Here is a 21,189-nt window from a genome sequence, read left to right as displayed (position 1 = left end):
CTGGTCATGCCCATTATCGACATGGAAGCGAAACCGGTCGCCGACACCTGGATCGAAGGCGCCATCCTCTATCGGATCGCGGCCGAGCCTTTGGTGGTGCCGTTCGCGACGCTCGTTGAGCTGTCGCCCGGCGAGCTGCGGGAAGCGCGGCCGATCGGCGTTCGTGTCGTCACCGGCACGGAGACCGACCGGCTGTTCGCCGCGCTCGACGAACTCGAATTGATCGTGATCGAATTCCCGAGCTTCCGCGACGGACGCGGGTTCACGCTGGCGACGACGCTGCGCAGCAAGCATCACTATATGGGCGACCTGCGGGCGTCGGGGCATATCCTGCCGGATCAGTTCGCCGCGCTACGCGCGTGCGGCTTCTCGACCCTCGAGACGTCCACCTCTCATCCGCCGGAGCAGTGGTTAAGGGCGCTCGCCACTGGTGGCACAGCCGAGCGGCCGACGGGGCCGCTACTCAAGCGGTTGCTCAGCCAGGGAGATTCCCGGCCCCGTGAGACGCTGCATTTGCATATAGGCGACAAAGAACAGGGATGAGCGGCACGGTCCACCGGCTACCCACGGGAACCGACGCATGGAGCAGGCTCCGCGCCCTTCGTGCTGCGCTCAGCGGCCGGTGCCCACGGTGCAGCAAAGGCCGGTTGTTTGCCGGCTTCCTTACGCTGCGGGATCATTGCGAAACATGCGGGCTGGGCTTCGCTGAGACGGAGCCGCTGGACGGCGCCGGCTTTCTCGTCATCGCCTTCGGGTGTTTTCCGTCGGTGGCGCTCGCGCTCCTACTCGAGATCCTGTTCAACCCGCCCTATTGGGTCCATTTCCTGACATCCGTGCCGGTGCTCTTCATCGGCTGCCTCCTGCCGCTGCGACCGATGAAGAGTTGGCTGTTCAATAAGAACTATCTCGCGACTATTCGCCGGGCCTGACGCCTAGCGGTTACGCAGGCTCAGCGGACCAGGCGGCCGCACGCACATCGACCTGCTTCGGGACCAGCTTGAGATCGTAGAACAGGTCCGCGATCTCCTGTTCTTTCTGAAGCGTTTCAGCAGTGATCGCCCCGGCACCGAATTCACCGCGCTCAACCGCGCGTTCCGCTATTTCCTTTGACACGCCGATCTGTGCGGCGAGGATCCCGGCAAAAGCCTTGCGGTTTCCGCTAACCCACCGGCCAGCTTCGCTGACTGCCGCCAGCGCCGCCTTGAGAACAAGCGGATCGTGCTCGGCCAACGGCTTTGCCGCCATATAGAACATGATGTTGGGTGCCAGGCCCGTTCCGTCCGCGATGGCCCGCGCCCCAATGTTCAATTCGGCTGCGGAGAGATAGGGGTCCCACGTTCCCCACGCGTCGATCGCGCCGCGCTCGAACGCCGTTCCGGCATCTGCTGGTGTCATATAGACCGGAACGATGTCGCCAAAGCTCAGGCCGCTCGTCTGCAGCGCGCGCAGGATGAGATAGTGGACGTTGGATCCTTTGACGAAGGCGACACGCTTGCCCTTCAGATCCGCTATCGATTGGATGGAGCTGCCCTTGGGAACGATGATCGCCTCGCTCCTTGGAGAGGGTGGCTCGCAGCCGGCATAGAGGATCTCGGCACCCGCCGCCTGGGCGAATATCGGCGGCGTCTCGCCCACCGGACCAAAGTCGACGGCGCCGAGGTTCATGGCTTCGAGCATCTGCGGGCCGGCGGCGAATTCCTTCCACTCCACCGACCAGCCAAGCGGCTCGATCTTACGTTCGAGGATGCCGGTGTCCTTCAGGTACATGATCGTTCCAATCCCCTTCTGGAAAGCGACACGCAGCGACTTTCGGCCCGAAGTGCAATTGGTCAGCAGGCCGAGCGCGCCGACGGCCAGCGATCCAGCCACGAAATATCTACGGTTCATCATATGCGGCACTCTCCGGGTACACGGGATCAAATCTCTTCGGTGAGCAGCTCTTCCAGGATGCTGTTCTCGATCGTCGCGAGCGTCGGCGAGCCGCGCGTCCTTGGACGGGCTTCACGGACAGCGACATCCTGAACGATCCGGCCGTCCTCGATAATCAGGACGCGATCCGCCAGGGCCACTGCCTCCGTGACATCGTGCGTGACGAGGATGGCGGTAAACCCCAGCCGGCTCCATGCCTGTGTCAGAAGCACCTGCATGGAAAGGCGTGTCAGGGCATCGAGCGCGCCCAGCGGTTCGTCGAGGAGAAGGAGGCGCGGCCGGCTGACAAGGGCGCGCGCGAGCGCGACGCGCTGACGCTGCCCGCCCGACAATGCCGCGGGCCACTCGTTCTGCTTGCTCTCGAGTCCGACCTCGCGAAGAACCTCGCCCGCGAGCGCACCGGCACGCAATTTGTCAGCGTCGCGTATTCCAACCTCGACGTTCGCGAGGACGCGGGCCCAGGGCAACAGCCTCGGCTCCTGGAACATCATCCGCAGATCGCCGCCGCGCTCGCCGCGCACCCCGTCGAATGCGATCGTCCCGGCATCCGGTACCTCAAGCCCGGCGATGAGACGCAGCATGGTGCTCTTGCCCGATCCCGAGCGCCCGACCACCGCGACGAACTGACCGGACGGGATATCGAGATCGACCCCACGCATGGCCTGCGTCTCGCCAAATCGCTTCTGCAGGCCCCGTAGCGAAAGTGCCGTGCCACCGACCGTGCCGCTCGTCCGGTTCGCAATGCCATCGGCCATTGGGTGGACGGGCGGCGCTTCCTGCATGGAGGAGCTCATCCGCCCTGAAACGCCGGATGCCAGGAGAGCGTCAGGCGCTCCAGCAATCCAGCGCATAGATCGGCCAGCTTCCCGAGCAGCGCGTAGATGAGGATGCTGAGCATCACGACATCGGTCCGCATGAACTCGCGAGCCTGCATCGCCATATAGCCGAGGCCGGAGGATGCCGCGATCGTCTCAGCGACGATCAGGGTGAGCCACATGATGCCGAGCGCGAAGCGCAGACCGACGAATATGGAGGGAAGTGCGCCGGGGAAGATCACGCGCCAGAACAATCGCGCGGGGTTCATACCGTAGATCCGGCCCATTTCGACGAGCTGCGGATCGACGCCACGCACGCCGTGAAATGTGTTCAGGTAGATGGGAAAGAACACGCCGAAGGCAACGAGGAACAGCTTGGCGGCCTCATCGATCCCGAACCAGAGGATGACCAGCGGGATGAGGGCGAGATGCGGAATATTCCGGATCATCTGCAGCGTGGTGTCGGTCATCCTGGCGCTCAGGTTCGACAGACCATTTGCCAAGCCGAGCGCAAAGCCGATTCCACCCCCAATCAGGAAGCCGACGGCGGCTCGCCAAAAGCTGACCCAAATATTCTGCTGAAGCTCGCCGGTACCCAGCAGCCGATAGCCGGCTGCGACAATGCTGGTCGGAGCCGGCAGCATTCGTGCCGGAAACAGGCCGACCATGGCTGCGATCTGCCACCCGCCCAGGATAAGCAACGGCAGGAGCCAGGGGACGAGGTTGTCGCCAACGCGAAGTCTCGAGCCTCGCGCTTTCCGGACAGTCGAAACGGCAGTCATGATCGATTGCACGCCGCCCGATTGGCCATTGTTTGTAATGCTGGCCACGCGCGCGGAACGGTGCCGAGCAGAGAAGATCCTGTCCGTCTCACGCGCTGGGCCAGCCTTTGGGCAGAGGGCTTGTGGAGGCTACATTCATTATGCGATACAACTATGTCTTATACGATAATTCGTCAACCAAATGGGCGGCTGTACGCGACGCCGCCCATATGCCTTGATCCAGGCCTTTCGACATCTCAGCCAGCCTGGCGCGGCTCCCGCATCAGCTTGCTGACCAGTATGGCCGCGATAAGTGCTCCGATCGCCGCAGCGACCAGCGCCGTGGAGAAACCGGCGCGATAGGCGAGTTGGGCCTGAACGATCGCCGCCTCCCGAACATCGCCCTTGAGGCCAGCCAAGGCCTGCGTCAGATCGCCCGCCACCACAGCATCCGCAAACCGGCGGCATGGATCGCCGCCCCGGCACGCTGAGGCCATCAGATGGCCGCGGGTCGCCGTGGACAGGATGCCGCTAAGCAGTGCGAAGGCGAGCAGGATGCCTGAAAAGCGCGACGTCGTGCTGATGCCGGAAGCCATGCCCGCCCGATCGCGCGGCGCGACGCTCATGATCGCCTTCTGCGTCTCGCCGTTGAGCAGACCGCCGCCAGCGCCGAGCACCAGCATCCCGGCCATGACCATCGCCGACTGCCCGGCCGACGCACCCCAGCCCGTCAGGGCATTTCCCGCCGCGACAACGAGCAGTCCGACGACCAATATCTGCCGTGACACCAGCCGAGCGCCGAGCCGTCTCCCGATATAAGGAAAAGCCAGCATCGCAAGAGCGAAGGGCAGCATAGCGAACCCAGCTTCGAGCGGCCCGTGGCCCATGCCGTTCTGCAAGAATTGCGGTAGTAGCGATGCCATCACCTGCGCGCTGCCGGCATAGGCGAACATCGCGAGAACCGCGCCGATGAACGCCGGCCGCCGGAACAGCGAGAGGTCGAGCATCGGTCGTGCCTGGGCGCGCTCAACCATGACGAACAGGATGAACCCGCAAACGCCGAGCGCGAATCCGCCAAGCGTCTTCGGAGCCCCCCAACCATGCTCCTGCCCATAGATCAGCGCGGCCGTCAGGAAGAACATCGACGCGGCGAACAGTGCGATTCCCGCCGGATCCGGCTTGCCGACCTCAGGATCGCGCGATTCTTCGATCTTCAGGATAACGGCCGCGCCAAGAGCTGCGCAGATCGGGATGTTGATGAAGAAGGCCCATCTCCAACCCAGCAAATTGGCAATGACGCCTCCAATGATCGGCGACAAAGCCATCGTCAGCCCCATCATCCCGCCCCAGATGGCCCAGGCGCGGTTGCGCTCCGCCTCGCCATGGAAGCTGTGGCCGATGATCGCAAGCGCAGGTGCCAGGAGGAAGGCCGCTCCGATTCCCTGAAGGGCCCGCGCGCCACACAGCATTATCGCGGAGGTGGCCACACCGCAAAGTAGCGAAGCCGCAGCGAAAAAGGCGATCCCTGCCAGGAAAACCCGGCGACGTCCCAGCCGGTCGGCAATGCTGCCTGCCGGAAGCAACAACGCCGCAAAGCACAGCACATAGGAACCGATAACCCATTCGATGTCTGCGAAGCTCGCACCGAGATCGCGGGCGATCGTCGGAAGAACGATCCCGACGACATTGGTGTCGAGCACGGTCATCGCGCAGCCGGTCGATGCGGTGAGAAGCACCAGCAGCGGATTGGGCGCGCCATTGCGCTGGATTTGAGACGATGAAGACATGACGAATTTCCGATCTGTAACCCGCTCCCATTGAAGGCGATCGGAATTCGTGTCATTGCTGGCGTATAGGATTTTAATTAGGTATAACCTAATTCTGTTATGGAACTCAGGCACCTTCGCTATTTCGTGACGCTTGCCGAGGAGCTGCATTTCGCGCGGGCAGCCGAGCGCTTAGGGATCGCACCTCCCACGCTGACCGTCCAGATCCAGGAGATCGAACGATCCCTGGATGCCAGGCTGTTCGCACGGACCAAGCGATCGGTTGCACTGACGCCGGCCGGTTCGATCTTCCTGGAGGAAGCGCGAGCGGTGCTGGCGCGCTTCGCCCAGGCCGAGAGTGCGGGACGTCGCGCCGGCCGCGGCGAAATCGGCAGGATCGAGATCGGCTATGTCGGTTCGGCAGCCTATGCGAGCGTTTTGCAGGCCCGGATTCGCCAATATCGTGCGAGCTGGCCGGGCGTCGAGATCAACGCGCATGAACGGCCGATGGCGGATCTCCCTGCAAGCGTGGCAGACGGCGCCATCGACATCGGCTTCGTCCGGCTCCCTCTGGCCCTTCCTGCCGGCGTGAGCCGGCATGTGCTTCTCCGCGACGAATTCTGCATCGCGCTTCCGGCGGAGCACAGGCTCTCCGGAGAGTCTGGACCCATTCGAGCCGCCCAACTCGCCAACGAATCCTTCATCCCGCCCGAACAGGCCGCAGGGACCCAGGAAGTGGCGCGCCGCGGTCGCTTCGCGCCGCGCATCATGGAGGCGCCTGGCAATCTGGTCGCGGTCCTGGCCCAGGTATCGCTCGGTGTTGGCGTCTCGATCCTGCCGAGCGCGGTCGCCTCGGTCGTCCGGATGCCCAATCTCGTTTTCAGGCCGCTGGCGGGCGAGCCGATCCTGTCCGAAGTCGCGGCGATCTACCGCATGCGCGATCCTTCACCGACAGTCAGGACGTTCGTGCGACAGCTGCTGCAGACGGCACCCCTGAAAATGGCGTTCCAACCCATCGGGGAAACAGCCCTCTGATGAAACGCCGTTGACGATTGCCGGGCCCCACCGCCACGCATCACAATGAGTCCGGTCCTCGCCAGTTCGGCCGTGTCGGGAGCGTGCCGTCGACGCGCCTGTGCAAATCGATGCCGTTGCCGCGCTGGCGCGTGAACACCATCAGCGGCACGACAGTTTCATAGGTCGTGGACGAACCGAAGAAAGCCGTCGGGCCATGCCATCGCTGTCCTTCGGCCACCTTCATTCGATAGGTAGCCGGCGGAACCGGGATCGTCGTCCGGTCATTCTTGCGCACATAGACGGATATGACATGCCGGCCGCTTCGTGGGTCGAAGAGTTGAACGACGGCATTGGCGTCCGCAGTGACGACGATCAGGCGTGACGTGGCGTTCTCCGCATGGACCTGGGCGTTCACAGTGACCGCCCCGGTTTCCGGAAACGGCAGCTCCGGCCGAAGGTCCGGGAGCCATCCATCCCGCTTCAGCGCATGATAGGCCGGTATCGCGGCCAGCAGGACGCTCAAACCGAAGGGCAGCCAGCGCAGTAGGGAGCTGCGCTGCGTGTGAGCACCACCGAACCGGCGCTGCTGATAGTCCTGGCCGCGGTTGACCGGATCGAACCAGGCGCCCTCGACCCGCCCGTTCCGGTCGTTCCATCGCGTGCCCTTTGCGCGCGCCCGATAGCGGGCGCGCATGTAGTCGCGATCATCCAGTCCCATCGCGGATTATCCCCTGAAGTCGATCTGCAGCGCTTCCTCGCGAAGCAGGCCGACAACGCGAAGCACCGCCGGGATGGTCGGCTGCGCAGATGCCGGTATGCGAAACGTCCGGTATCCGGCACCGGCCGTCATGGTATCCCGGTGGCGGTTCTTCGCCGCGCGATGCGACCAGTCATCGACTTCGATGAGGGCGACCACCTTGCCCGTGGTCGGATCCTGCACCACGAAATCGACGATCTTTTGCGAGAAAGCGTTGCGGTCAGCTGGCGAAGATCGTCGATCGGGCCGTGCGGGAACCTTGAGGAGCGCTCCCATCGCCACCTGCGCATGAAAGCGGTACATGGGTAGTATCTCCTCGAGCACGACGAGCATGGCTTCCTCGCGCCGTGTCATTAGGGGCTTGGCAATGGGCGCGGGCGGGCCCGACAGGCCGAGGGCTGCGCTCAACACCGCGAAAAGGATAGCGACCGCCCCGGCGAGCATGAGCATCGGCATGATCGACCCGAGAAGCGGACCCACAATGTTCAGCTTTTCCATGTGGCCCCCTTCAACCCCAGCCATCCCGCCGGCCCTCGCCATTGTCGCGCAGGCTCCTGCCATCGAGCGCCGAACGGCGGATATTCAGCTCGACCTCGTCGCCCTTGCGGGTGAGCTGGACATCGCGCGGATCGAGGCCGTTGCGGCGGGCGTAGTCGTTCGCCGCCTTTTCGCTGCCGAACTTGCCGCCCTGCTCAAATTCCCAACTCATCGGTCGTCTCCTTCATGTCGCCGCGCGCACCGCGCCCGCGGCTTCTTCACTCACAAGTCGAGGCCCAGGCTGCGCTCCGGCAGCGGTGGCAACACGTCGCCCCGATCGGGCTTCAGGTCCGGGGGACGCTGAGGATCCTTGGCAGCCGGCGCGGCGCCATCCGGCAATGGCGGCAGATCGGCGGGGAGCGGCGGTAGGTCCGAGAGATCGACTCCATCGATCGGACCCGGATCGAATTTCTCGCGCGGGGCGGGCCCCTTCTTCCCGTCGATGTCGAGCCGTCCGAGCGTTTCGAGCGAGGAAGTCTTGTTGCCGGGGTTCATGTCGAGCTGCCGCTCGAGCTTCTCCCGATCGTCGATGACCATGGTGAGTTCTTCGCGCACACGCGTCACGCCGACATTGAACAGGCGCTGGTTCGAGAGATTGCGTTCGTGCGCCGACATGACGGTGATCGCCTTGTCGGTGGTGATCCCCTGAGCCATGTGCATATTCAGGCTGTAGGCAAGGTCGAGCCGCGAGAGCATCGGATCGCCGAGCCCGAGCGTGAGCTGTTCCTTGCCCGCCGTCTCGATCTTCACGCCATCGGCATCGATACCGATGACGCGCGCCAGCGCGGCGTTGAGCAGGCCACGATCCTTGTCGTTCGCGGTCCAGCGCACGCGGTCGCCTTCACGCAGATGCAGATCCTTCTTCTCGGAAAGCTGGAGCCGGTCGCGCTGCTCGGTCGGCGACAGTTTCTGGGGGTCGAAGCGGAACTTGCGCCGCCCGTCGGTGAGCTCGACCTTGCCATTGGCATGGACCTTGAGGACGTCGTAGCGGCCGGCCTGAATGCCGACATCCTGTGCCCCGCCCCGGCCGACCTCAAGCGTCTGCCCCTGCCGGTAGGTCGATGCGTAGCGCAGTTCCTCGCGGGTGGTATTGACCCGCTCATAGACCGTGAGGTGAGTCCCCTCGCCCTTCACGCTGCCTTCGGCGATCAGGCCGTCCTGGATGCGTTGATTAATCACCGCACGCGCGTCGCGGCCCGACGCGAAGACCGCCGTCGCCTCGCGCTCCGGACCGGATAGCGCCAGCCACATGTCGGCCGCGGCGGCGGCAGGCTCGGCCGCTTCGACGACACGGTCCCCCAGCACCTTCATCGCTGCACCGGCCTTGCCGATATTGGCGAGCGCCGCGACGGTGCGCAGTTGATCGGTGCGCTGACGGATATTCTGATCCATGCGCGCCATCGTGCCACCGGCCGCTTGGATCATGGCGAAGGCCTTACCGGCGTCGATCGAGGAGAGCTGCTGGCGGTCGCCGACCAGCACGAGCTTGTCGACACCGAGGACCGCGCTGATCTGGTGGAGCTTGAGCATATCGTTGCTCGAGACCATCGAAGTCTCGTCGACGACGAGCATGGTGCCGGCGAGTTTCTCGCGCGCGGCGTCATATCTGGGCGTATCGCGCTCGGAAACGAAGCGCTCGTTGGCGAGCACGAAGGAGGCGATGGTCTGGGCTCTGATCCCCGCCCCTTCGGCGAGGTCCGCCACCATCTTGTTCTGGAATGCGAGGCCGGTGATCGATCGGCCTTCGGCTTCGGCGACCCGAGCGACCGCCTGGAGCATGGTCGACTTGCCGGCCCCCGCGACGCCCTGGACCGACACTGTCCGGTCGGCGGAAGAGAGGATCATCGTCGCCGCGGCAAGCTGACCCGGGTTGAGGGGCAGAGCTGACGCATCCTGCAAGCGCTGCGGCGCCTCGGCGGCCGGCATGATCGGCTCCGCTTTGCCCTTGCCCTCATCGATAGCCCCAAGGATCTTTTCTTCGGTCCGCAGAGCCTCCTGCGTGGTCACCATGCGCCCGGTCCGATCCGCGGCGGTCGCGATACCGGGGATGAGCTGGCGGTTCTGCACAAGCCGGTCGATCCGCCGCTCGATGCTTTCGACCGTGACGCCCTTCAGGCCGAGATCGAGCGCGGTCTTGCTGAGCAGGTTGACGGGCCAGGCGGCTTCGCGTTCGGAGAGGATGCGGACCGCCGAGGCCACGGCCAGTTGCGTGCGTGCCTCATCAGGAGACCGGACCGCGCGGGCGAGCGCGTTATCGACCAGCGGATCGTGCGGACGGAGCAGCGCCCCCAGCCGGTTGCGCGCGCCGTCGATCGCCTCGACGATCGCACGATAGCCGCGCTCCAGGACATTGTCGGGCGGCGTCATCCCGGCGCGGGCCTCCGCCGCGGCGCGCAGGTCCTTGCCATCGAAACCGTGGGTGGCCGCGCGGTCGATCCAGTCCTGACGGAGGGCTGCGCGATCTTCGACATCGAGCTTGGGATCGCGCGACCGTTTGGTGATTTCGCGCAGGCCTTCCGGCGACTTGATGCCGAGCCGGGTGGCGTGCTCAAGGATGTCTTCGCGCCGCTGGCTATATTCCTGGATGACCGCCTTCGGCACCCCGGCAATCTCGAAGGTGCCGTGCTTGCCCTTCATGTCGAGCTGGTAACCGATCTGCTCGAGCCCCGACCGCAAGTAGGCATGGTAGATCGAGCCGATGATGCTGTTGTGGCTCCAGATCTTGTCGGCGTGCAGAGCCTGCCATTTCCCATCGGGCAGCCGGGTCAGGTTGGCGATGACGGCGTGGATGTGCCCCTGCGGGTCGAGCGCCCGGCTCGTGTCGTGCTGGAACAGCGCGTAAACGAGATTGCCGGTCTGGATCGGAACCTTGCGTCCTTCGACATCGCGCCGACCTTCGGCGAGGTTCTTTTCGACCCAGGCCATGGTCTTCTGGACCGCCGCCATGTTGGCGGCAAGGATACGCTTGTCGCCGGCGACATAGGCCATGACCGAGGCGGACTTGGGCATCGAGAAAGTGAGGTCGACGCCGGCGCGCCGGTTCTCGACCTGGGCAACGGCTTCGCCGCTGGGCAGGATACCGTTGAGGGCGCCTTCGAAGGCGTCCTTGGACACCTCGCCAGACAGGCCGATCGCGTCCGCTCCTTCCCCGGCCCACAGGCTGATTTCGGAGGAACCCTCGACGGTGTAATAGTCGTCCTTCGCGAAGTAGTTCGCGGCACCGGATGCGGAGCGGACGGCAGCGACCGACAGCATGGGTCAGATACCCATATCCATGCCGTCATCGTCGCGGCCGGGATGGAAGGCCTGGCGCAGTTCGACCAGCGTCTGATCCTCGACTTGCGGCGCGCGCGCCGCGTCGGCGCGGCGGTCGCTTTCCTTGTCCCTGTCGCGCGCGGAGACCGGCTGTTCCTCGCCATTGGCGCGCGCCGGCTGCGTCTTGTCGGCGGCATTGAGCGAAGGCGCCGTCTGTTCGTCCCGATCGTCGGCGCGTTGGGCGGCGCGGTTCGCCGCATCCTCCTCCTGCTCGACCTCGGCCGAGAGGATGCGCGAGGCAAGCTCCTTGGCGAGGTTGGCGGTTTCGGAGGCCTCCTCGATCACCTGCCCCGCGCCATCCCGCCCGCCTGCCTCTCCTGCCTCCTCGTCCTCCTCGAACGCTTCCTCTCCGCGCTTGGACCGGACCGGCTGAACGTCGGGCCTCAGAAGGAAACCGGGCGCGACCTCGGGGTAATTCTTCCATTCGAGAAGGATGCGCGCGGCGGGAAAGCCGTCGGGAAATTTCACGAAGCCGTGAAGGGCGGGAAGGTTCGTGATGTCGTCGGGAATGACGAGGGGCTCGACCTGCTTGCGCGGGGTCAGCGTCGAGGCATCGCGCGTGTTGTTATAGCCATAGCTATAGGCCTCATCCATCTGGCGGACCTCGCGGTTGCCGATATATTGGGAACATTCCTCAGCGGTCTTGGTCTCGCTGGTGGCAAGGATCAGCTTAGTGCGGGCGAGCGATGCGAGATTGCGCGCGCCTTCCTCGCCATAGACTTCGACGAGCTTCTGAAAGCTGTGGAGGCCCAGGATCATGGCACCGCCGAAATTGCGCGCGGTCTGGAGACCCTTTTCGATGGCGGGCAGACGGTGCAGCGCACCGACCTCGTCGAACATGAACCAGGTGCGAAGCGAGCGCGTGCGCGGCAAGGTCATAAGGCTGGTGATGGCCAGGTTCATCCAGAGCGTGAGCAGCGGCCTGTTCATCTCAAGGTCGTCGTAATCGGAGGTGACGAACAGGATCGATCCGGGCTGCTTGTCGGTGGTCATCCACTTGCGGATCGAGAAGGGCTCGCCTTCGTCCGGCAGGAAGCGGAGCACAGCCGCATTGGTGTTGAAAACCGCGCGGATCGACTCCGCCATGCGCGCTGCTTCGGGCGCCGTCAGGGGATCGGCAATGGTGTTGGCCAGGTATCGATGCACACGCTTGAGATCCGCGGTCATCAGGTTCTCGGACAGCGCGAGGTTGCTCGTCTGGCCGCGTTCCTGGAGGCGGATGCACATCTCGATGAACAGGGTGCGCGCCGCCATCGCCCAGAAGGGCTCGGACGAGCCGCCGTCGGAAGGAATCAGGGCCGCGGCGGCTGAGGTGAAATTGCTGTAGCTTGAGCAGTCGTTGAAGATCGACCAGGCGGGACAGCGCTGGTCCATGGGGTTGAGGATCGTGTCGCGTGATGGATCGTAAAAGGCTTCGACATAAGCGCCGGTCAGATCGAAGATGACCGCCGTGTCCTGGCGCGCGCGCATCTGCGCGACGAGACTCCTGAGCTCGGTCGTCTTGCCCGCGCCTGTGGTGCCGATCAACATCGCATGCGATTGCTCGGTCCGGTGCGGATACGGGATGCCGGCGAGGATGTAAGGGTGGTGGATACCCGCTTCCTTGCGGGCACGGAACGGAAGTGCCAGCACTTGGGCAGGCGACAGGCCGGGCAAGAGCGCCCGCACGTCTTCTTCGAACTTCGCCCGGTTATGCTCGGCGATCTCGGTCTGCAGAATCTCACGGTCGACCAGCATGGCGCCGCGCTCATGGCGTTCTTGAAGGATCGAACGGCCGCGCCGATGCGACAGATCGACGAACCAGATGGCAGCGGGAATGGTGATGAAGATCGAGACGAGGATAGCGCCGATCAGCCCATGCACCGCGGTCGCCCAAGCCTTGATGACCTCGGGGATATAGGGAACCGCCCACATCACCGTTTTCAGGATGTCGCCGTTCGGCAGGGTGACGTTGACGCGTTTGTTCGGATTGAGATCGACCCAGTTCCAGAGCGTCGCGTAGAGCTTCATGCAGACGAGCTGGAAACCATGCTCGTCGAGCTTGATCGACATGATGACGAACCAAGCGGCGAGGAACACGAAGAACCAGAGCATGAAGGGCAGCTTCGCGCCCGAGAGCCACATGAGCATCTCGTGGGTGATGAGCTGGCTGCCGCGGGTGAAATTGCCCGCGTTGCGCTGGACGTTTCCACGCGCGCTATGGTGCTTCAGCGGGATGGCCCGGCCATCGGTTCGGATGTCGTCCTTACGCGCCATGATAGAGCTCCAGGCGCTTGTCGGTTTCCGCGATGATGCGGTCGCGATATTCGGGAAACTGCTCTCGGATGATGATGTCGAGCGCGAGGTGCTGGAACTCGCCGATGCGCGCGATCCGGCGCTGGCTGGACGTCAGCAACTGGCCCGATGAAAGGAAGTTGTCGATCGCCGTCCGGATGAGGTCGGAAGGGGTGCAGCCGCGTTCCGAAGCGAGCGCGACGAGGCGATCATATTTGCCGCGGTCGATGCGGACCGTGCAATGCTTGTTGGGGGTCGTCAAACCAAGCCTCCTAGCAGGGAGGCTGGTGGGGTCTCAGAAACCGATCCCGCTTATAGCGCAACGCCTTCGATGAGGCAAGGAAATCGGTTTGCCTCCTGCGCGCGTGTTCTCCTGTAACACATTGAAATAGCTGTTTTACTTGGGTTTCATGCCTGTAGTGAGGCTGTCCCACAGCCGCACACAGAGTAGATTTCACATAAGCTATTGAAGTCGTTTATAAAGCTATTACACCTTGGTGCGTTCGGTGTGCCTCTCTGTAGCAGGATAGATCCAGTTCCGGGGGGCGTCCGTTGACGCATCGGATGTTGGGGGGAAGCGCCTCCGGCGGGGCGCCGGTCCGTCCTTTGGACGGAAGGTGGCAATGGGCCGCGAGCGATGCGCGTTCACGGCAGGGATCGTAACCCGAAGGGCGGAGACGGGGCTTGCCCTGGCTCCGTGAGGTTAGCCGGGGGCCGCTCGGAAGAGCGGGCGGCGGCTTAGCGAATAGAGCCCGGCGGCGGTCCGCAAGGACACGCCGAGCCGCCCGGACTCAGCTACAGCTTCCGGCTTGCCACGGCACTGGTTATAAGAGCCGCGTTCGCAGCCCGATCAGCGTGAACCGAGAGGCCCTTATGGCACGCACATTGGAACAGGAACGAGCGGCGATCGAAGAGGAAGCCCGCAAGCTGGAGGAGCGTCGGCAAAAGCTGGAAGACCGGGAACGCGAACAGGCGATCCAGACGGTCGAGAAAGCCGGATTGCTCAAGCTCGACGGCAAGCGATTGGCCCAGTTGCTGGCACGAATCCGGACGCTCGGGATTGATGAGGTCGAGAGGCGTCTGATAGCCTGAAGCCCCCCCGCCGCGATCTGAATCGCGGCACGGACATGGGGGGCTCGATGCCCCCCATGTCCGTCCATCCTCGCACAAAAAGATCCCATGGGCGCGGGCTGGCGCTGATTGAGGCAGACTGACCTTCCCGCTTTGTCGTGAAGGAGGTTGCCCGTGTCCATCTCGTCCCATGCCGCCGTCAGCACGCAGTTGAACGCCATCTTCGTGTCGCTGGAGCTGAGCCGTTCCACCTGGTTGGTGACGTCGTTGTCACCAGGTCGCGGCGAGCGCATCTCGCGACACCAGGTGAAGGGAGGCGACGTGCCGGCGCTGCTGGAGCGGTTCGCGCAGTTGCAGGTGAAGGCGCGAGAGCGGACGGGCGAGCAGTACCGGCTGGTCGTTATCCAGGAGGCGGGGCTGGACGGCTTCTGGATACACCGTTGCCTCGTGCGCGAGGGCATCGAGAGCCACGTCGTCGATGCCGCGTCGATCGCGGCCTCACGGCGTAGCCGGCGCGCGAAGACGGACAAGCTGGACGGCGAGGCGCTGGTCCGCACGCTGCTCGCCTACAAGCGCGGAGAGCCGCGGGTCTGCGCAATGGTGACGGTACCGAGCGCTGACGACGAGGACCGCCGACGCATCTGTCGTGAGCGGCGCTCGCTCGTGGTCGAACGCATCCGGCACATCAACCGGATCAAGGGATTGCTGTTCGCGCAGGGCGTCGGCGACTATGAACCGCTGCGCACCAACCGGCGTGCGCGGCTGGAGGAACTGGTCACCGGCGACGGTCGGTCGCTGCCGTGCCATGTGAAGCGGGAGATCGAGCGCGAACTGGACCGGCTGGAACTGGTCATGCGCCAGATCAGGGAAGTCGAGCGCGAGCGAGACGCGATGCTGGAGATGGCGACGGACGAAGCCGCTGAGCCGGCGAGCGCGCGGCTTCTCCAACTGCGCGGCATTGGCCCAGAATTCGCCGGCGTGCTATACGCTGAGGCATTCTTCCGCAGCTTCAGCAACCGGCGGCAGGTCGCCTGCTATGCGGGTCTCGCGCCATCCCCATGGCAAAGCGGCAACATGGACCGCGAGCAGGGCGTGTCAAAGGCCGGCAACAAGCGGTTGCGCACCACCATGATCCAGGTCGCTTGGCTATGGCTGCGGCATCAGCCGGATTCGGAGCTGGCGCGCTGGTATGCGGACCGGGTGCAGGCGAACGGTGGACGGGTGAGGCGCGTGATGATCGTGGCGCTCGCCCGCAAGCTGCTGATCGCGCTGTGGCAGTTCAGTTCGGCCGGCGTCGTGCCGAAGGGCGCGCTACTGAAGGCGGCCTGAGCAAGCTACCCGATACGAGTTCCCGCAGGGCATCGTCCCTGCCGGATCCAGGTGGACGGACCGTCGGCCCCTCTTGGCTTTACCCGCCGACAAAAAGGTTGGTCCCGTCTCCTGAGCCAGACCCGACGCAAGCGGGATTGTGGTGCGGCCGCGCACGAGCGGCGACCGGATGTGAGGTTAGAGCGGACCGGTCAACGGGACGCTTGTTGCAACAGGCTCAGACCATGGATCGCGCTGTACGGAGACAACCAATGGAATGAACGACACAGGGCTTTCAGCCGATCTCTCCACAGCCAAGCTTGGCAAGCAAAGCGCCCGTGCAATGGTTCCGCACAGGCGCTTGACTCGATAATCCCCATGTGAGGGGGGAGAGGCCTGCGCCCCTCCCCGTCCCGGTTCAGATTTCGTCGATGATGCCGCCCGGTGCGGTGTAGACGATCCGGTCGATCAGCGTGGGTGTCAGTGCGCCGTAGTCGCCCTCGTCGATGGCGAAGTAGCCAAGTTCATCGTCCTGGATGACATGCTGGTCGAAGTAGCTGTGTTGCGCCCGGCGATCGGCGTTCGTGACCGCTGCGAAGTAGGCGGCGTTGTCGGCGGCGGCGGCGGTCGTGATGATCTGCATGATGTGCTCCTGTCGGTCTTGAATGACAGGAGCGGCGCGTCGGGCGTCCGAGGTCGGGTCAAGGATCGCGAAGCGACCGCGAAGCGGCGGTGGGGGTCACGATTTTCTTTGTCGGCCATGACGCTGCGGGAGAAGTGCCGGCGCTCGATCCGACAAAGAAAATGGTGGGGCCCCGCCGTCCTTGAGGCGGCCTCGGACGTCTGACAGAATGGGAAGACTGTGAGAGATTTCCCTCTCGTCGGGAGACCTGCGGCAAGGCGTAGCGGCGTGCGGACCGAAGGGTCCGCGCGGCACGCGAGCGAGCTGGGACAGAGAGCCCGGCTGCGGAAATAAAGGGACCGAGCACGAAGCCCGGTCCCGGCTGTCGGTCAGGGATGCCGACCGCAGTGGCAATATTCTTCATCGATGCCGCTGAGAGAGCAATAGCCCGGACCGAAGTCGGCATAGCGCTCGTCCTCGTCCTCGATATAGCCGTGATAGAGAGCGATCGCGACGGCGTAGGGCTGGAGCTGCGGATCGAGGTCGTCGATGGTGCGCGCACATCCCGCGCTGAACTGGCGGGCATAGAGTTCGTAGGATGCGCCAGCGGTCGCCCGCATCTCCTCATTGGCGAGCCGTTCCACGTCCGCCCGGAATTGCTGAAGGGCGAGGAACTGCGGCGTCTTTTCGATGCAGAATTCCGCGGCGAGGGCGATGACTTCGTGTTCGACCACGACGCGATAAGCTGGGCTGTCAACGGCCCGCGCACGCAAGATTGTATAGCCGTTGGAGTGGCCGATCTGGCGTGCGATCCGCTTCGCGATGCCGTTGACGCGATGAAACTCTTGCGTGAAGAATTTTCGTTCGTCGCTGGTTCGCGCGACGGTGATCGAGCGCCCGCACATGTGGGTGAGGATGAGGTATTTGTCGAGCAGGCGAATGAGGCGGAAGCCGGTCGCTTGCGCGGTCCAGTAGCGCGGCTCGTGGGGTTCGACGATGCGGGCAGCGTAAGATTTCATTTTGGTCATGTGAGCCTCCATCACTCGGGCGCTCCTCATCTCGATCAGATAAGGATGAAGGCATCTGGACGCGGTGTTGAGGCAGTCAGGGACGGCGAAGCCGCCGCGTAGCGGGCAGCGGGGGAACCAATTCTCTCGTGGACGACGACAAGCGCAGCGCAGGCGGCGGTCGCGTGAGAATTGGGGGGACCGCTGATCCTTGACGGCCGAGGAACACCCAGCGTCACGATATGGCGATGAAGCTTCGTCTGATGCCGAGATGTTGAGAGCGCGCTGCTTTGCCCCCGGGTCCGCAAGGACCGGGGTTAACAGCAAAGCACTGCTGACTGCGTGGGTGCGGATCGGCCGAGCGCGGCAGGGGGAGAGCATCGGCAAGGCGTAGCGGCGTGCGGACCGAAGGGGCCGCGCGGCACGCGAGCGAGCCGGACCATGAGATCAGCGACGCAAGAAGGGGACCGAGCGCAAGGCCCCGTCCCTGACGCCGATCAGTCGTCCCAGATATTGCCGATGTCCAGCATGTCGTCCGGGATATCCGGGACATGGTCGCTGGGCACGTCATAGTGGGTGTGGCAGTTGGGGCAGCAGGCGCGGTTCTCGTCGAAATCATAGTGCTTCGGGTCGTAGGGAGTGGCGCAGGCCGGGCAGATCGGGGCGTTGAACATCTTGGCGAGGGTTTCGTCGAAATCGTGCATGTGAGCCTCCATCGATTGGCGCTCCTCACCTTCATCAGATGAGGATGGACGCATCGCGACGCGGTGTTGAGGCAGTCAGGGACGGCGAAGCCGCCGCGCAGCGGGCAGCGGGGGAGCCGATTTTGTTGCGGGGAGCGCAGCGAGGCGGCGGCAAAATTGGGGGGACCGCTGATCCTTGACGGCCGAGGAACACCCAGCGTCATGATGTGGCGATGAAGCTCAGCCTGATGCCGAGATGTTGAGAGCGCGTGCTGCTTTGCCCCCGAACCCCGCATGGGCGTTCGGGGTTAACAGCAAAGCCCTTTCAATGGAGACGACCGGAAGCGTCGGGATCGTCCTCTTTTCTGTGGATGAGTTCGAATATGCGCTGATCGATCGCGTGGCTAACCCGGTCCAGATGAAGTCGAAGCGTCTCACCGTGATGTTCCGCGCGTCGGCGGTCGCTGCGCGTCATGGAGGTCCAGTCGATAGCGTCGAGAAACCGGTCGTGGGATGCCAGGATTCGACGCATGGCGTCCTCTTCACGGTCGAGCGCAAGAAGCTCGCGGCAAAGCTTGTCGGCATAGGAGATCGGTTCGCGCATAGGCACGGTTCCTGATGTTGAGCATCGTTCGCTGCCGCTTGGGCAACGCGGCGTCTTGGTATGCTCACATGTCTGTGATAGGCGGCGGGTTGTGCCACGAAGGCCGTGGTGCCGGGACTGGTAATCCCGTCGAGAAAGGCAGCTCGGTGTGACTTCACGCCGGGGTGCCTGCGCATATGTCCAGGTGCCTCGGTGCTAAAAGCGTAGGCGCATGTCTCGACGTGTTACCAGCCCCGGCTCCCCCGCGCCCTGGCGCGAGGGAGTTTAGGCAAGGGCACGGCCGGGAGCATGGGAATGGGCAAACCGGATCAAGGGACGATGCCGCGCCCTGCAAGGCGCGCATCGCGTGCCGACGAACTGGCGGATGAAGCCAGTCCGGCGGTGAGCGATCCATTGGTGGGAAAGACCGTCGCTCTCGTCCTGATGCGCGAGGCCAAGGACGCGCTTGAGGATACCGGCGAGACGCAGGCCCGCGAACTTTTGCAGGCGGCGATCGAAAGCCTCCTCAAGCCGCGCGCGGAGGCCGGTTCACCCGTCAGGAATTGATTGGGCGAGCTTGTCATCAGGCCCATGCGATGCGGGCATCCTCGCGTCCACCGGCGCTCGCGATGAGCCGTTCGAGCCGGGGCAGATAGTGGTCGACACCGCGCAGGGTCGCCCGGCTCGGCGTCGCCGGATCGGAGAGGCGAGCGCGTAGCAGGCCAACGGCGATGTCGCCGACGCTTTCCGCCTCGATGGCGAGAGCTTCGAGCAGGGCATAGGCGTTGCCATAGGCGAGATCGAGTTCGACGGCCTGGTCGGATGTAAGCGCGATGCCGAGCGTGATGCGGGCATCCTCCGCGCTGTGGTGGACCGAGACGCGCCGCCCCCGGAACTGGGCTTCCTCGATGACGGCGATCACGGCGGGATCATGATCGAAGGGGCGGGTGACTGCGGCAAGCGCGAGCGGACAGACGCGAACCTCGAAGCTGTTGCCTAGATATTCGTCGGGGTCGAGCAGCGCGATGCCGAGGCGGTCCCCTTCGGCGCGAAGATAGCGGCGGAAGGTCGCGAGTTGGCGGGCCGTGATGACGGCGGTCGGCGACGTCCCGTTGTCGGCGGGATCCATGATGCGGAACAGGATAGTCACGGGCTTTGTCTCCTCGACTGGTCGCCCCGTTCCTCCCCTCTTTTCTTTTCGGCGGACGCCTGACCGCCGCGCGGCGATCTCGCCCCGGCGATGCCGGTCCGGCCGCGGCGCGCGCGGGTTCGATGCCCGCGCGCGCCGCATCTCCGGAGAAAAAGAGAGAAGAGGTCCCGGCCGAAGCCGGAACCTCTCCGAAGCGGCTTTAGCGCCTGCGACCGCCGCCGCCGTTGACCATCGCTTCATAATAGTCGGCCTGCGTCCACGGGTCGAACTCGTCGCGGGACTTGGGGCCGTTGGTCCGGGCCGGGGCGCGCTGGACCTTGGTCTGATGATCGGCCTTGACGACATGAAGCGGGACGCCAGCCTGTCGCAGCTTCTGGGCGAGGTTCATCTGGATGCCCGATCCTTCGCACACGACGGCCTCGACGGGCTTCAGCTTGAGCATCTCGTCGTTGCGGATGAAGGGCGCTCTGTTCCCGTAGGTCCGGTTGAGGCGGTAGAGGATGACCTTGACGCCGCGCGCGGCAGCCCAGGCCTGCGCGATCGCGTCGCAGCCCTTGGTCTGCGCCGTGGTGACAAGGATCATTTCGGGGATCCGCGCCTTGATGGAGTCGAGGCCCCGCCAGAGCAGTTCGTGATCTTCCCACTGCTGCCCGCCGGAGAAGACCACAACGGGTCCGGTCGGTGCGAGCTGCTCGCGCCGCTCGCGTATGCGCTCTGCCATGTAATTGCGGGCGTCGATCATCGACGCGGTGACGCCCTGCGAGACGCGGCTACCGCGCGTCGGCGAATAGGGTCGGCCTGTTTCGGCGCGATGGACCTCGCCGGCATGGTCGCGCATGCATTCGAGAGCCTTGCGGCAGCCCTCCAGCGTTTTGCAGAGCAGCTGGGCTTCTTCGAGCTGGACGGCGTAGATTTCGGAAGGATCGAAGTGGCGCGCGAGTTCGCCGAGTTCCTTGGCCGCATCGTCCTCTTGGTCGTTGATGCGCTTGGCGACGACGTGGAAGCTGTTGACGAAGCCCCATGAGAGTTGGGAAGCGTAAGGCGCCATCCGGGTGTCGCGCAGCACGTCGAAGATGGTCTGGATGATCATCTGGACCGCGGCGCGCGCCTGCTCTGGATCCGGCATGTCGAGCTGCTCGGCCTCATCGACCGGCGAGAGCTTCGCGCGCTCGTCATATTCGATGAAAGCGTGCTCGTAGGTGGAGGAGCGGTCGTGGTTGTCTGTTTCGCTGGCGATGAAGCTGGCGAGATCGGCGAAGTTCGCGAATTTCTTGGACATAAGTGCCTCGAATGTTTGGATTTTCTCATCCACACGATGAGGGCACTCAGGGGGCATGCGGTGGTCGCGCCGGTCAGGGACGTTAACCGGGAAGCCGGCCGTGGCCGGACCCCGGTTAACGCCGAGCGGGGGAACCGATTTTCTCGTGGCTGACGGCCAGCGCAGCGCAGACGGCGGCACCGTGAAAATTGGGGGGACCGCTCATCCTTGACGGGCGCGTATCCCCGCATGCCAAACTAGGAAGAGATAGGAGTTATTGATATTGGACACGCCTTCCCTGGCGGAGCCCGCAAGCGGGATCGTAACCCGCAGGGC

22 protein-coding genes are annotated in these 21,189 nt (G+C 64.4%); 6 read left to right on the top strand and 16 right to left on the bottom strand.

Annotated features, from left to right (window positions below; all coding sequences use genetic code 11):
• Window positions 1-6 precede the first annotated feature (6 nt).
• The gene (locus YP76_RS20240; RefSeq protein ID WP_052757518.1) at window positions 7-543 is read left to right on the top strand and encodes a DUF934 domain-containing protein; all 537 of its coding nucleotides are present in this window, start codon (window positions 7-9) and stop codon (window positions 541-543) included.
• Window positions 540-929 (top strand): DUF983 domain-containing protein, encoded by a 390-nt coding sequence (locus tag YP76_RS20235; RefSeq protein ID WP_046765418.1) that lies wholly within the window; start codon window positions 540-542, stop codon window positions 927-929. The genes YP76_RS20240 and YP76_RS20235 overlap by 4 nt, the downstream gene beginning before the upstream one ends.
• A 10-nt stretch (window positions 930-939) precedes the next feature.
• Here the strand turns inward: YP76_RS20235 and YP76_RS20230 are convergent, their stop codons facing one another.
• From YP76_RS20230 to YP76_RS20215, 4 genes are all read right to left on the bottom strand, one after another.
• Entirely contained in the window at window positions 940-1,887 is a 948-nt protein-coding gene (locus YP76_RS20230; protein ID WP_269748658.1) for an aliphatic sulfonate ABC transporter substrate-binding protein, read from the bottom strand.
• Between the two features lie 29 nt (window positions 1,888-1,916).
• Window positions 1,917-2,711 (bottom strand): ATP-binding cassette domain-containing protein, encoded by a 795-nt coding sequence (locus YP76_RS20225; protein ID WP_232307664.1) that lies wholly within the window; start codon window positions 2,709-2,711, stop codon window positions 1,917-1,919.
• An 8-nt stretch (window positions 2,712-2,719) separates the two neighbouring features.
• Entirely contained in the window at window positions 2,720-3,574 is an 855-nt protein-coding gene (locus tag YP76_RS20220) for an ABC transporter permease subunit (RefSeq protein WP_232307663.1), read from the bottom strand.
• A gap of 188 nt (window positions 3,575-3,762) precedes the next feature.
• Window positions 3,763-5,292 (bottom strand): MFS transporter, encoded by a 1,530-nt coding sequence (locus YP76_RS20215; RefSeq protein WP_046765415.1) that lies wholly within the window; start codon window positions 5,290-5,292, stop codon window positions 3,763-3,765.
• 99 nt (window positions 5,293-5,391) lie between these two features.
• Here YP76_RS20215 and YP76_RS20210 point away from each other — a divergent pair, with 99 nt between their 5' ends.
• Complete coding sequence (locus YP76_RS20210; protein WP_046765414.1) at window positions 5,392-6,306, top strand: LysR family transcriptional regulator; 915 nt, start codon at window positions 5,392-5,394, stop codon at window positions 6,304-6,306.
• Between the two features lie 40 nt (window positions 6,307-6,346).
• Here YP76_RS20210 and YP76_RS20205 read toward each other — a convergent pair whose 3' ends face one another.
• From YP76_RS20205 to YP76_RS20180, 6 genes are read right to left on the bottom strand one after another with little or no spacing between them, the layout of a single operon-like run.
• Window positions 6,347-7,006, bottom strand: coding sequence for a hypothetical protein (locus YP76_RS20205; RefSeq protein WP_046765413.1), 660 nt, complete (start codon window positions 7,004-7,006; stop codon window positions 6,347-6,349).
• Between the two features lie 6 nt (window positions 7,007-7,012).
• On the bottom strand, window positions 7,013-7,543 hold the full coding sequence (locus tag YP76_RS20200; RefSeq protein WP_084733288.1) for a DUF2726 domain-containing protein: 531 nt from the start codon (window positions 7,541-7,543) through the stop codon (window positions 7,013-7,015).
• A 10-nt stretch (window positions 7,544-7,553) separates the two neighbouring features.
• The gene (locus YP76_RS20195; protein WP_046765412.1) at window positions 7,554-7,754 is read right to left on the bottom strand and encodes a hypothetical protein; all 201 of its coding nucleotides are present in this window, start codon (window positions 7,752-7,754) and stop codon (window positions 7,554-7,556) included.
• Window positions 7,755-7,804: 50 nt separating this feature from the next.
• Window positions 7,805-10,837 (bottom strand): MobF family relaxase, encoded by a 3,033-nt coding sequence (mobF, locus tag YP76_RS20190; protein WP_046765411.1) that lies wholly within the window; start codon window positions 10,835-10,837, stop codon window positions 7,805-7,807.
• Window positions 10,838-10,840: 3 nt separating this feature from the next.
• Window positions 10,841-13,153 (bottom strand): type IV secretion system DNA-binding domain-containing protein, encoded by a 2,313-nt coding sequence (locus YP76_RS20185; RefSeq protein WP_046765410.1) that lies wholly within the window; start codon window positions 13,151-13,153, stop codon window positions 10,841-10,843.
• Complete coding sequence (locus YP76_RS20180; protein ID WP_046765409.1) at window positions 13,143-13,433, bottom strand: hypothetical protein; 291 nt, start codon at window positions 13,431-13,433, stop codon at window positions 13,143-13,145. Before YP76_RS20180 ends, YP76_RS20185 begins: the two co-directional genes overlap by 11 nt.
• A 611-nt stretch (window positions 13,434-14,044) precedes the next feature.
• Here YP76_RS20180 and YP76_RS20175 point away from each other — a divergent pair.
• Together YP76_RS20175 and YP76_RS20170 are read left to right on the top strand one after the other, a co-directional pair.
• The gene (locus YP76_RS20175; protein WP_046765408.1) at window positions 14,045-14,263 is read left to right on the top strand and encodes a hypothetical protein; all 219 of its coding nucleotides are present in this window, start codon (window positions 14,045-14,047) and stop codon (window positions 14,261-14,263) included.
• A gap of 147 nt (window positions 14,264-14,410) precedes the next feature.
• Entirely contained in the window at window positions 14,411-15,571 is a 1,161-nt protein-coding gene (locus YP76_RS20170) for an IS110 family RNA-guided transposase (protein ID WP_046765407.1), read from the top strand.
• 397 nt (window positions 15,572-15,968) lie between these two features.
• Here the strand turns inward: YP76_RS20170 and YP76_RS20165 are convergent, their stop codons facing one another.
• From YP76_RS20165 to YP76_RS27935, 4 genes are all read right to left on the bottom strand, one after another.
• Complete coding sequence (locus YP76_RS20165; RefSeq protein WP_046765406.1) at window positions 15,969-16,193, bottom strand: hypothetical protein; 225 nt, start codon at window positions 16,191-16,193, stop codon at window positions 15,969-15,971.
• Between the two features lie 368 nt (window positions 16,194-16,561).
• The gene (locus tag YP76_RS20160) at window positions 16,562-17,200 is read right to left on the bottom strand and encodes a hypothetical protein (protein WP_046765545.1); all 639 of its coding nucleotides are present in this window, start codon (window positions 17,198-17,200) and stop codon (window positions 16,562-16,564) included.
• A 476-nt stretch (window positions 17,201-17,676) separates the two neighbouring features.
• Window positions 17,677-17,883, bottom strand: coding sequence for a hypothetical protein (locus tag YP76_RS20155; protein ID WP_046765405.1), 207 nt, complete (start codon window positions 17,881-17,883; stop codon window positions 17,677-17,679).
• Between the two features lie 304 nt (window positions 17,884-18,187).
• A complete protein-coding gene (locus YP76_RS27935) occupies window positions 18,188-18,466 on the bottom strand; it encodes a hypothetical protein (protein WP_157035842.1) in 279 nt (92 codons plus the stop codon).
• Window positions 18,467-18,760: 294 nt separating this feature from the next.
• On the opposite strand from YP76_RS27935, the gene YP76_RS20145 reads away from it, so the two are divergent.
• Entirely contained in the window at window positions 18,761-19,012 is a 252-nt protein-coding gene (locus YP76_RS20145; RefSeq protein WP_052757516.1) for a hypothetical protein, read from the top strand.
• A 16-nt stretch (window positions 19,013-19,028) separates the two neighbouring features.
• Here YP76_RS20145 and YP76_RS20140 read toward each other — a convergent pair whose 3' ends face one another.
• Together YP76_RS20140 and YP76_RS20135 are read right to left on the bottom strand one after the other, a co-directional pair.
• Window positions 19,029-19,595: a hypothetical protein gene (locus YP76_RS20140; protein WP_046765402.1), complete on the bottom strand. Its 567-nt coding sequence runs from the start codon at window positions 19,593-19,595 to the stop codon at window positions 19,029-19,031.
• Between the two features lie 199 nt (window positions 19,596-19,794).
• Complete coding sequence (locus YP76_RS20135) at window positions 19,795-20,874, bottom strand: DUF2493 domain-containing protein (RefSeq protein ID WP_046765401.1); 1,080 nt, start codon at window positions 20,872-20,874, stop codon at window positions 19,795-19,797.
• Window positions 20,875-21,189 lie beyond the last annotated feature (315 nt).

It is taken from the genome of Sphingobium chungbukense (assembly GCF_001005725.1).
In the GTDB taxonomy this organism is placed as follows: Bacteria; Pseudomonadota; Alphaproteobacteria; order Sphingomonadales; family Sphingomonadaceae; genus Sphingobium; species Sphingobium chungbukense.
This window is presented reverse-complemented; position numbering and strand designations above follow the sequence as displayed.